Origin of the sequence: Bradyrhizobium sp. 1200_D9_N1_1 (assembly GCF_052075915.1) — a bacterium.
Taxonomy (GTDB): Bacteria; Pseudomonadota; Alphaproteobacteria; order Rhizobiales; family Xanthobacteraceae; genus Bradyrhizobium; species Bradyrhizobium diazoefficiens.
This window is the reverse complement of the sequence record NZ_CP197226.1, coordinates 7,942,376-7,954,191: the sequence shown is the minus strand read 5'-3', so window position 1 is coordinate 7,954,191 and position 11,816 is coordinate 7,942,376. Positions and strand designations below refer to the sequence as shown.

Here is an 11,816-nt window from a genome sequence, read left to right as displayed (position 1 = left end):
CAGTCTCTCCATAGCCCGACATTTGCGAGGGCAGATCCAATAGGCAACGTTTATAGTTGCGTGGAATAGTTGCGCGCCGCCAAAACGGAAAACAATCAGGGCTTTGGAGTGAGTGGCGATTGTGATCCCGGATGCTCAAAAGCAACCCATACGATGGGGTGGCCGCCGAAATGGAGAAGAACACAGGACTTCCTGAAACTGATTGCGCTAGGTGATTTCAACCGGTAGGCGCCCAGTTGAAGATCACAAAGGGTCAAACGCCGATTCCACGAGCCTTTTGGGCGCAAGCTCGCGCTAATGACAAAAAATGCGCAACTTGATCTGTGACGATTCCGTCGCCGCCGTTTGCTGCTATACTGCGTTCGCGCCGCGGTGGTGGTGGAAGGCGCGACCGTCAGACCTTTATCTCACGGAGCCCACCACCATGATCACCTTGGGACCACTGCTTGTTTTCCTCGTCATAGGGTTCTTCGCCTGGCTGCTCTTCACGCTTGCAGTCTTCGCGTTGCCCGTCTTCGCCGGGGTAACGATTGGTCTTTGGGCCTTCCACACGGGAGCCGGCGCTCTGGGCGGCATCGCTGTCGGCCCCGTGGCTGGCGCCGCAACCTTCGGCATCGGCCAGCTCGCACTCGCCCTCGTGACTTGGACTTGGCTCCGGCTCTTCGTCATCATCTTCTACGTCGCACCAGCCACCGTCGCCGGTTACAGCGCTACGCATGGAATTGCCCAGATGGCGATGTCTTCACCCACGTGGCAGACGGTTTTCGCGGTCGTCGGAGCCGTTGCCATCAGCATCACAGCTTTCATCCGCTTCACTGGAATAGCCGCGGACGGACCAGCAAGACAGCGCTTGCCGCGGGGCTGATATGTGTACTGGGGCGGCGGCCTAGTACGACCCAGTCACGACGGTATCGCTTCGCCGGCGATCGATGTGGACGCGGACACGATCAGCATCATGGGCCGTTCGAGTTCTTCGGCCAATTGCGGCATCTGCTGGATCTGCTCGTGTGTCGGGGCAAACTCCTCGACCCGCCGAACTTGAACCAATCCGTCCGACGTTCACCCTCGACGGAATTCGATTGACAGGCCAAGTCTTGCGGCCCTCCTCATCAGAAATCCAGTGCGGATGTGCCGCTGCCATGAAGATCGGATGCTCAATTGTAAAGACGAAATGCCGTCAGGAACCAGCGCCTTGCGGATCAAGCGCACGAGGCGGCCTAAATCCTGAACATAGTGAAAGGTCAGTGCGCTGTAGGCGAGGTCGAAAGCCGTCTCAGGTAGGTCCAGTGTGTCGAGATCGGCGATGCGATACTCGATGGCAGTGTCCGCTGTGTGCGCCCTGGCACGCTCGATCATGTTCCGCGACAGATCGAGACCAAGAACCGAGGCCGCGCCCTGCTCGCGCATCCAGCGCGAGGCCCAGCCGAAGCCACATCTTAGACCGACGACGCGTTTCCCGCCCAGATCGGGCAGCATAGCCCGGATCGCGGGCCATTCAGGAGCGCCGTCGCGTCCATACATCTGCCGGGGCAACTGGCTGTAGCCAGCGAAGAAATCGGGATTGTCGTAAATATTCTGCGCCATGTCTGCCTGCTATTCGGCTTTTCGCCTTGCCCGGGACGTTCCTGCTGATCCAAGCAGAATTGTCGCAGTGGGCTGCGACGCGTCATGATCCGAAATCAAGCTGCACAAAAAGACATCTTAAATCTTAAATCGGGCTTCTCGCGCCGAAAACGAAAAACCCCGGCATGAAAGCCGGGGCCACGTGATGCCACGGCGTACATCCGGCTGCGACAACCAGGCGACAGTTAGCACGCGGTTTTCGAAGAAAATGTGACCTTGCGTCGTCGTTCCTGAAGTCGGCCGATTTCAAGGTGCTTGAACTTCGCACGACCATCACGTGGGGCCTTCTGTCCAAGACCTGCGATCGAGCGAGACAACGGATTCCTTTCCACTTCGCGCAGAGACTTGCCGCCGGTTCGTTGATTGATTTAGATGAGAAGGTGGTTTTTCTTTTTGGAGCAAATGACGTGGCGTTAGGTACCGTTAAGTGGTTCAACCCGACGAAAGGCTATGGATTCGTTGCGCCGGACGATGGTGGCAAAGATGTTTTCGTGCACATCTCTGCGGTAGAGAAGGCCGGCTATACCTCGCTTGTTGAAGGCGCGAAGGTCGGCTACGAGCTGGTGACGAACCGCAGCGGCAAACAAGCCGCAGAAAATCTCCGCCTAGGATGAGGCGGAGCTCGAATGCTGGCATTCTTTGAGCTAGTCCGAATCTCGCGCTTTTGAGACATTTGGAATATATCTCAGTTGGCACTCGAGGGCGGCCAAAGTCGAACGGGCTGAATCCAAAGGTGCAGTCGCCTCGCTTAGGTTGGCCCACGATTCGTCCCGCCGCGAGACAGCTACCAAGCCAATCTCAATGCTATCCTTGAGAGACCTCGGGTCTTCGCTGCATAAGGCGCGCCCCAACTCAAGCAGTGTCCTGGTCAGTGCTCGATGCGCGGAACGTTCCTTTCGCTCCAGGCCGTCGACCACGGCGAGGGCCCCGCGATAGTGCCGTATCGCTTCGATGGTTCTGTTTTCGAGGTTGCTATTGTCGCTCATCCGGTTCTCTTCTCCCTCGAGCTCTAGCGGGCATCGTCCTGCGCGAGATCCTCCTTTTGGGCTGCGCGGCTAATATGTCGTAACCGCTGCAGGGCCGGCCGGGGAAAGGCCTGGCGACGGCTGATAGCGTCACATTGAAAGGGGTTGACCGGATCAGGCATTCAGCGTGCTCGCGATTCTTCCTTGAGATACAGTGAGAGCGGCCCAGGCGTCGAGGCTCGACCGATCATCGCAGAGTGGCAGTTTCGTGGCAGTCCTTGGGCGGCGTCGACCAAATGGCGACGGATCACAGATACGGCCAGCCGCTCTCGTCAACGGGGCGTCCAGCCGATCCGAGATCGCGGAAGCGGAGATCCGTCTACCTGCAATAAAGAGAGCTCATCACCATTAGATTCGGTTGCGCCAACTCTTTCAGTGGACTCGCAGATCGCCACGTTCTCTTTGATGTCAGCTCTGTTCGGACCGAGCGCACCAAACGGCCTCTTCGATGGATTGATCTGGCCGAAGGACGGCTGACGCCTCGACCGCCTATGGCGCAACGGCGCCGATCGACTTTCTTCCCCTGCCGGCTGCGCCGTCATTCCTCGCGAAACAAGAAAGTCGCTTGGCTGCCATCCTCCGCTGACGCTTCGGCCCCTTCGGGGTGCGCCGTCGATCGCCTCCGGCCTGTCGATCACCATCGAGGCCGCAAGGTGCGGGCTCGGAAAACAGAGATCAAGGAGAACTACCATGGCGACCATCGGCACCTTCAAGAAGACCGGCAACAACGAGTTCAACGGCGAAATCGTCACCCTCTCGCTGCAGGCGAGGAACGTCCGCATCGTCCCCGAAACCAGCCGCTCGGGCGACAACGCCCCCAGCCACCGGATCTATGTCGGCCGGGTTGAGATCGGGGCCGCCTGGTCCAAGCGCTCCAATGAGGGCCGCGACTATCTCGGCCTCAAGCTCGACGACCCGAGCTTCACCGCACCGATCTTCGCGAACCTCTTCGCCGATGAGGAGGGCGAGGGCTTCAGCTTGATCTGGTCTCGTCCAAACCGTCGGAACGGCGACTGATCCGATCCGCAATGCCTCGCCCGGCTGGCCCGGGCGGGGCATCGCTAAGCTCAAGAGCTGGCCCGTGCAGAGCTTGGCGAGCCGATACACATGCCGGATCAATCCCGATCAGCGAGCGCGAGTTTGCCCCGCCTTGATCGGCCGTCTTTGATTGGCCTCTAATACGGTATCGACGATGTCCTCCCAGTCGGGGCAAATTGCGACCAACTGATCCAGCACAGTGGGATCGCGCTCGATCTGGCCGAGCGCCTGAGCGCGCCATTGGTCGTTGAAGCTGATGCTCATCAACCCCAAACATTCGACGACCGAACTGTCAGGCGGCAAGTGTTCCAAGATTGCCGTCACTATGCCGGTCCATTGTTGAAGTAGACGCCGATACTCAGCGGCGGGTCCGCTCTCCAACTTCTCTTGAAGGAGATCAATCAGCAAGAGGAAGCGAATCCGCCAAGGTTGGGGCCTGAGGTCCCCGACGTAAGCGTCCATGACTTCGCGGATGTCGGCTGGCAAGTGCTCGGACAAGGTCATAAAGCTCACTCCATCTCACTCAGCACGCCCTTCCGTCCCTGGACAGGTATGCGTCTCTGAAGACAGACCAGATTTACATAAGTCGCCTATCAACTAGGGTCTGTACCTAAATAGCGCCACGTGATTCTCTTGCCTACGTGTTGATTCGGGGGCGAGAGAATGCGCGCTGGTTTGTTTTGGCTGAACGACAGGCAATGGGCGCGTATCGAACCGCATCTGCCGAGGGGACTGACGGGGCCGGATCGGGACGACGACCGACGCATCGTCAGCGGCATCATTCACATGCTGCAATCGGGTGCACGATGGCGTGATTGTCCACGTGAATACGGCCCTTACACGACGATCTACAATCGCTTCAATCGCTGGGCCAAGCGAGGACGATGGTGCGCAATCTTCGAAGCGCTGGCCAAGCCTGGCGAAGACGGCGTCGTACTGTCGCTCGACTCGACCTCGATTAAAGCTCACCGGTGTGCCTCCGGCGGAAAAGGGGGGAGCACAATCAAGCAATCGGCCGCTCGCGCGGAGGCCGCACGACAAAAATCCATGCGCTGAGCGATCCGCTCTGCCGGCCGGTCGTCCTGCATCTGACTCCAGGCCAGGATGCCGATATCGCTGCGGCTCCCGATGTCCTGGCGCTCGCGCCACCCATGAGCGTGCTCCTCGCCGACAAAGGGTATGATGGCGACAAGCTTCGCGGCGAAATCATTCGTCGTGGCGCCAAGCCCGTAATCCCCAATAAATCTAACCGTGTCGCATCCATCGCTTCAACAAACGCGCCTACAAAGGACGAAATGTCATCGAACGCTGCTTTGGCAGGCTCAAGGACTTCCGGCGCATCGCCACGCGATATGACAAGCTCGCCCGTAATTTTTTGGCCGCTGTTCATCTCGCCGCTCTCGTCGCATATTGGCTCAATTGAGTCTGGACCCTAGTGCAATCGTGCGTTCCACCAACTACCGATATCACTGCCAAGGACTCGATTGTCTGGTTCGGACCAATGTCCACAACCGGACGCATGTACCATGAACAAACCCGCTTGAGGATCTCCATCTTCGAGCGGCACGCAGCTTGCTTCGTTTGCGCAGGCGCTCGTTATTGGACAGGAAGGGGCAGCGGAGTGCATGATGCGATCTGGAGTTCGTCTTTGGGAAGCCACAACCATTGCGCTTCTAGCCCGCGGCAGGCCGGCCCGGCCGACTTTGGGCCAGCAGTGAAGCTGTGTCTGATCCTCTGGCACCAATCCGCAAACGGCGGAGCAGAACACAACATTGGCCTCTGGCCCCGACGGTTGCGTTATTCGCGGCTTCGGCCTGAGCCTTCCCATTCTGCACATCAACGGTTTCACCCGCTCGCGCTTCACCGCATGGCTCCCGGCCCGCATAATGGCCGTCATGCGCCGGGGGGCGTGAAACGGCCGATTAGCAAGCAGCTGGCATATTCGCCGCAACAACAACAGATCAGCATCCTTCGGAGTAGGTCGCAGCTGACAGATATCGGAACGACCCACGCGAACCAAGTGGCATGGTCGGCGGACCGACAGTTCGTCAAAGCTTTGGCCAATGAGCGCGGACTGCTCGTGTTCCTGATCCCTTTGCTGAAAAAGCTGCCGCCCAAGATCGCCTATCGGAGACGCGGAGTTTCTCCGCGATCGGCATTTCGCGCTCCGCCCATCGCGCTGCTGCTGCTCCTGGGCTCTCGCAGCTTGCTCCAGTAGCTGTGCTTCCAGGCATAGTTCGGTTCGGATGAACCTGATAACCCGTCAGATCAGCCATCACATGCTTCCGCAAACCTTCCAGCGCGACGCCTTCAGCACGAATTCCCTGGGCCGAAGCGAGGCCGACTTGAAGAGATTTCAGCGTAGCGGTTCGCGTCGATTGCCGAGGGTTTCTGCGCAACCGCAAGAGGGCTGGAGCCAGTGCCACGGCTCGATGCCGAGAATTTAAGGTAACGTGTTCACCATTTTCCTGCTCGCTGTTGTGGCTAGTTGTATCAGGACGTCAAGTAAGTGTGAGTTCATGCAACTGGAGACTTCGGTCTGGCCGCCAGTCTGCGTTGGCCGCTTCATCAGATTGTTGGCCTTGCTGACCCGACGGAAAGGTTAGTGGCTGTGGCTGCGCATCGTCACAAACTGACTGCGGTTGCGCCAGGGCACGATCCGTGGCTCTTCACGTCGCTAGTCTGCGACTGCTTGCTTGCCATAGCCGTTGTCATCGCGACTGGTTTCGGCCCCGTCGTAAAGGCATCGGCGCAGAACGTCTCCTACAATACGCAGCCGCCGCGTCCGAAGCCGCCGAAGGCCGCCAACGACAACCAGATGCTGGTTCAGGCGACCGAGGTCGTCTACGACTACAATAATTCGCGGATCTCGGCGGTCGGTAACGTCCAGCTGTTCTACAACGGCACCAGCGTCGAGGCTAACAAGGTCGCCTACGACCAGAAGACCAAGCGGCTCCATGCCGAAGGCAACATCCGCATGACGGATGCCGAGGGCAAGATCACCTATGCCGAGACGATCGATCTGTCCGACGACTATCGCGACGGATTCGTCGGTTCGCTCCGGGTCGATACCGCCGACCGGACACGGATGGCCGCAACGCGCGCCGACCGTTCCAGCGGCAACTACACCGTGTTCGAGAACGGCGTCTACACGGCCTGCGCTCCGTGCAAGGACGATCCGAAGAAGCCACCGCTCTGGCAGGTCAAGGGTGCCCGCATCATCCACGACCAGCAGGAGAAGATGCTGTACTTCGAGACGGCGCAGCTCGAGTTCTTCGGCGTGCCGATCGCCTACATGCCCTATTTCTCGACGCCCGACCCGACCGTGAAGCGCAAATCCGGCTTCCTGATGCCCGGCTACTTCCCCGGCACGACGAACACCGGCTTCGGCGCCGAAGTTCCCTATTATTGGGCGATCGCGCCCGACATGGACGCAACCTTCACCCCGCGCTTCATGTCGCGACAGGGCGCGCTGCTGCAAGGCGAATTCCGTCAGCGCTTGATCGACGGCGCCTATCAGATCCGCGCCTACGGCATCTACCAGCTCGATCCCGGAGCCTTTGCCGGGCAGCCCGGAGACCGCCAGTTCCGCGGCGCTATCGACACCAAGGGTCAGTTCGCGCTGAACGACAAATGGGTCTGGGGTTGGGACGGTGTCCTGATGTCCGACTACTATTTCTTCTCGGACTATCGCCTCGCCGCCTACAGGGACCCGCTCGGATCGTTCCTGAACCTGCCGACCGATGCGATCTCGCAGCTTTATCTGACCGGCGTCGGCAATCGCAGCTTCTTCGACGCGCGCACGATGTACTGGCTGAGCTTCTCGGGCAACCAGAACCAGGTGCCGATCGTCTACCCCGTGATCGACTACTCGAACGTGCTCAACTATCCGGTGTTCGGCGGCGAGTTCAGCTACAAGACCAACTTCGTGAACCTGTCGCGTGACACCGCCGTGTTCGATCCGATCACGACGCTCGCCAACACCAACAGCCTGTGCACGACGGCGTCGGCCGATCCGCTCGCGCGCACGCCGTCGCAGTGCCTGCTGCGCGGCTTCCCCGGCACCTATACCCGCCTGACGGCGGAAGCGCAGTGGCGCAAATCCTTCACCGACCCGCTCGGCCAGATCTGGACGCCGTTCGCCAGCCTCCGTGCCGATGCGATCAACTCCTCGGTCTCGAACCAGCCGGGCGTGTCGAACTACCTGCCGGTCGGCGACACCCAGGCGATCCGCCTGATGCCGACCGTCGGCCTCGAATACCGCTATCCCTTCATCAACGTTCAGCCCTGGGGCTCGACCACCATCGAGCCGATCGCGCAGATCATCATCCGCCCGAACGAGACCTATGCCGGCAAGCTGCCGAACGAGGACGCGCAGAGTATGGTGTTCGACACATCGAACCTGTTCAGCGTCGACAAGTTCTCCGGTTACGACCGCGTCGAGGGCGGCGGCCGCGCCAATGTCGGCGTGCAGGCCACCACGCAGTTCGACAGGGGCGGCGCCGTCAAGACGCTGTTCGGCCAGTCCTACCAGCTGTTCGGCATGAACTCCTACGCGGTCCAGGACTCCATCAACACGGGCGTGGATTCCGGTCTCGACAAGCCTCGCTCCGACTACGTGGCGAGCATCGCCTACTCGCCCAACCGCACCTACACCTTCAGCGTCCGCTCCCGCATGGACGAGCAGACCTGGAACGTCCAGCGTTTCGAGGCGGAAGGCCGCGCCAACTTCGATCGCTGGTCGATCAGCGTGATGTACGGCAACTACGCGGCACAGCCGGAACTCGGCTATCTGACGCGCCGCGAGGGCATCCTGACCTCGGGCTCGCTCAAGGTCGCGACCAACTGGGTGGTGTCGGGCTCGGCGCGCTGGGACCTCGAGGCCAACAAGATCAACCAGTATGTGGTCGGTGCCGGCTATGTCGACGATTGCTTGGTGCTGGGATTGAACTATCTGAAATCCTACAATTATACGGTAGGCGGCGTGCCCCCCGTCTTGAATGAGACCTACATGCTAAGTATAGGTCTACGAACATTCGGGACGATCGCAATCGGCTTCTGAGGCACGGATAGCGGCGCATGCGGGTCACGTCGGGGGACGTCACCACCACGACCGAGGCGCGCAATAGCGGGCAGGCGGTCACGGCTGTGCTGGGAAAGCTCGAGTTCGACGAACGCGCAGAACTGTTCCACTTCAGCCATGTCGGTTTTGGGCGCGCGAGATCGCGGCTTTGGGTCATGACGTCAAACTGCTGCTACCTCAATATGTGAAGCCATTCGGTCCGCCCCGACGGCGCGTATTACCAGTGGAGGAAGGATCCACCCAGAGAGTTGTCGATTGATCTGGTAGCTGACGAGCGGTTTGGACGAGCAATCGGACGGATCGAAGCCTCGTGACAAAGGTCGCTTTAGGCGGCCGAGCAATCCAGCGGGCCGTAACGTGAGTGAAGCCTGAGCACGCCTCGAAAGTTACGATGTGAATGCCGACCCGATCGTATGGCGGGGAAGGCCGTGCGGACAGGGAAGCAATCGACGCACGCACCTGTCTGGTTCACCGGGGTAATGGGCACGGCACGTTGGAAAGGTAGTACGGGTAATCGGGGGAGACCCGTCTTGGTCGAAGGTCGCGCCTTCAGCATTGAGTAGTCGATGGACCGGACGGGAGTCGGACAGGGTCAAAGGTACCGATGAAACCGGGTAATTCCGGCGGAGGAAAGGACCCTGACTTCAGGTGCGCTTTTGAAGATGGCGAGGGAAAGGGTAGATTGGCGATGAGCCTTGAAACGCCCGATAAGATCAGGAGCCTTCAGAGAAAGAAAGCTTTATTGTAAGGCGAAGGCGGAGCCTGCCTTCCGCTTCTACGTGCTGTACGACAAGATCTGCCGCGAGGACATTCTGAGCCATGCCTACAAGCTGGCCCGCGCCAACGCGGGTGCGCCGGGAGTGGACGGAATAACTTTCGAACAGATCGACGCGTCGGGACTCGAAGCATGGTTGGCTGGCCTGCGCGATGAACTCGTCACGAAGACCTATCGGCCCGATCCGGTGCGGCGGGTGATGATCCCGAAGCCCGGCGGCGGCGAACGTCCGCTCGGTATCCCAACAATCCGGGACCGGGTCGTCCAAGCTGCTGCAAAGATCGTGCTGGAACCGATCTTCGAGGCGGATTTTGAGGACGGAGCTTATGGATATCGCCCGCGCCGCAACGCGGTCGATGCCGTCAAGGAAGTGCACCGGCTTATGTGCCGGGGCTACACAGATGTTGTTGACGCCGATTTGTCGAAATACTTCGACACGATACCGCACTCGGACCTCCTCAAATCGGTGGCCCGACGCATCGTCGACCGGAATGTGCTGCGGCTGATTAAGTTATGGCTGCGAGTACCGGTCGAGGAGCGGGATAGCAACGGGAAACGGCGCATGAGCGGCGGTAAGAGCAACAAGTGTGGCACGCCACAGGGGGGTGTCATGGTTCCCTGAACGCAAAAGATAACTTTGCGGTGGGGGAGCGGTCACGGAGCTATTGGCGGCGCCGGGCGCCTTTCCACCGGGAGGGGTGGGTGGGAGGGGGATGGAGTGGCGGATGACGATCTTGTCGTCGCCAACGAGGACTTCCTTCACGAGAAGGCGCAGCACGCGTTGGCGTTCGATTATATCGAGCGCGCCGACGGACGAGCGGAGGCGCTCGAGGAAGCTAGTCACGGATTCAGCGAGACGCAGACAAACCTCCTGCTCCTGCGATTGGTCTTCGATCGCCTGCAGCGCCGACAAGCAAGCCTGTTCGCGGCTACGCAAATCGGGCATGCGACTGCGCAGCTCTTCAAGTGAGAGAAGGCTCTCTTGATAGGCCGTGAGGAGACGCTCGATGCTTTTCCGGGAGCGCGCAAGATCGCGGCGAAGCGTTTCCTCCCGGCGCTGTGTGGGATCGGAGTTGCGCGCCGCCTTGAGCCGGCGCTCAAGTTCGTCTTCGATGAGCTGTCGGTCTTCAAGTAAACGCGCGATCTCTTTCCATACCACCTCGTCCAGCAAATCCTGGCGCGTCGGGCGACTGTCGCAGACCGGCCCGCCGAGCCGGCGCCAGCCATCCGAGCCCAAGCAGCGGTAGTAATGGATGGTTCGAGCGCTCGACCTGGTCGAGGTGCGATAGAGCCCATAGCCGCATTTGGCGCAGCTCAACAATCCTTGCAGGGCGCTCGGCGTGATCGTGCGTCGCGGGGCATGCTTCTTGTTGGCTTCCAAAAGCTCGTTCGCCAATGCGAAGGTCTCTTCGCTGATGATGGTCGGCACAGGGATTTCGATCCACTCTGTGCGAGGAAGCTCATGATTTGCGCTATTGCGAGGAGCGACGCCGCCGCGCAATCGCAACGGCCGCGTCACACGCATGCGCGGCGCGATCCGCGTCTTGCCAAAGCAGGCCGTTCCTTTATACGCGGGATTGCGCAGCATCGCCCAGACCGTCGAGCGCTCCCAGCGGCCTGTTTCTTTGGCTGTCGGAATCTGGCGCTCATTGAGCAGGCGCGTGATGGCGCCGATGCTGTGGCTTTTTGCGGTGTAAAGCTCGTAGACCCAGCGCACGATACCGGCCTGTCGCTCGTCGATCTCATAATAGGCGGCAGAGTGATCGGTCTTGCGCTTGTAGCGATAGCCAAACGGAGCGCCGGAAAGCACGCTCACTTGGCCTTGAAGGGCGCGATGGCGCTTCCCTCGCCGCGACCGTTCCAGGATTTGCGCGCGTTCATATTCGGCGATCATGCCCTGAAACTGCAGCAGCAGCTCGTCTTCCGGCGTCGCTGCCCGTCTCGAGCGAATGAACAAGACTTCGACGCCGGCGCGCGCGAACTCTTCGATAAGAAGGATTTGATGCGCATAGCGCCGGCTCAGCCGATCGGGAGCGTAGACGAGCACGGCTTGGATCCGCCCTTCTGCGGCGAGGTCGCGCAGTCGTTCAAGTCCGGGGCGCAACAAGCTCGCGCCGCTATAGCCGTCGTCTTCGATCACCCATTCCGCCGGCACGTCGCAGTTCTGCTCGCGCGCGAAAGCGATCAGCGCGCTCGTCTGACTGGCGATCGTGTTCTCCTCCTTCTGTTTGTCCGACGACACTCTGGCGTAAATCGCGGCGGTCTTCATCTT

General features: G+C 60.2%; 8 protein-coding genes and 2 pseudogenes. 7 read left to right on the top strand and 3 right to left on the bottom strand.

All coding sequences use genetic code 11. The annotated features are described in order from the left end of the window. Positions 1–424: 424 nt before the first annotated feature. Positions 425–865 (top strand): hypothetical protein, encoded by a 441-nt coding sequence (locus AB5K84_RS37645; RefSeq protein ID WP_026312808.1) that lies wholly within the window; start codon positions 425–427, stop codon positions 863–865. 35 nt (positions 866–900) lie between these two features. Here AB5K84_RS37645 and AB5K84_RS37640 read toward each other — a convergent pair. After that, positions 901–1,584: pseudogene (locus AB5K84_RS37640) on the bottom strand (class I SAM-dependent methyltransferase). A gap of 446 nt (positions 1,585–2,030) precedes the next feature. Between AB5K84_RS37640 and AB5K84_RS37635 the strand changes: the two are divergent. Both AB5K84_RS37635 and AB5K84_RS37630 read left to right on the top strand, forming a co-directional pair. Further along, positions 2,031–2,237: a cold-shock protein gene (locus AB5K84_RS37635; protein ID WP_026312807.1), complete on the top strand. Its 207-nt coding sequence runs from the start codon at positions 2,031–2,033 to the stop codon at positions 2,235–2,237. A 1,101-nt stretch (positions 2,238–3,338) separates the two neighbouring features. Further along, positions 3,339–3,665: a DUF736 domain-containing protein gene (locus tag AB5K84_RS37630; protein WP_011084751.1), complete on the top strand. Its 327-nt coding sequence runs from the start codon at positions 3,339–3,341 to the stop codon at positions 3,663–3,665. A 108-nt stretch (positions 3,666–3,773) separates the two neighbouring features. Here AB5K84_RS37630 and AB5K84_RS37625 read toward each other — a convergent pair whose 3' ends face one another. Further along, positions 3,774–4,190, bottom strand: coding sequence for a hypothetical protein (locus tag AB5K84_RS37625; RefSeq protein ID WP_026312806.1), 417 nt, complete (start codon positions 4,188–4,190; stop codon positions 3,774–3,776). A gap of 137 nt (positions 4,191–4,327) precedes the next feature. On the opposite strand from AB5K84_RS37625, the pseudogene AB5K84_RS37620 reads away from it, so the two are divergent. From AB5K84_RS37620 to AB5K84_RS37605, 4 genes and pseudogenes are all read left to right on the top strand, one after another. Beyond that, positions 4,328–5,109, top strand: a pseudogene (locus tag AB5K84_RS37620) (IS5-like element ISBj2 family transposase). A gap of 1,269 nt (positions 5,110–6,378) precedes the next feature. Further along, the gene (locus AB5K84_RS37615; RefSeq protein ID WP_441232734.1) at positions 6,379–8,748 is read left to right on the top strand and encodes an LPS-assembly protein LptD; all 2,370 of its coding nucleotides are present in this window, start codon (positions 6,379–6,381) and stop codon (positions 8,746–8,748) included. 17 nt (positions 8,749–8,765) lie between these two features. Continuing rightward, on the top strand, positions 8,766–8,957 hold the full coding sequence (locus tag AB5K84_RS37610; protein ID WP_014497849.1) for a hypothetical protein: 192 nt from the start codon (positions 8,766–8,768) through the stop codon (positions 8,955–8,957). 507 nt (positions 8,958–9,464) lie between these two features. After that, positions 9,465–10,166, top strand: a complete 702-nt coding sequence (locus tag AB5K84_RS37605; protein ID WP_223153760.1) for a reverse transcriptase domain-containing protein — start codon at positions 9,465–9,467, stop codon at positions 10,164–10,166. On the opposite strand, the gene AB5K84_RS37600 is transcribed toward AB5K84_RS37605, so the two are convergent. Next, complete coding sequence (locus tag AB5K84_RS37600; RefSeq protein ID WP_011084759.1) at positions 10,056–11,813, bottom strand: recombinase family protein; 1,758 nt, start codon at positions 11,811–11,813, stop codon at positions 10,056–10,058. The two genes, AB5K84_RS37605 and AB5K84_RS37600, sit on opposite strands and share 111 nt — an antisense overlap. Positions 11,814–11,816 lie beyond the last annotated feature (3 nt).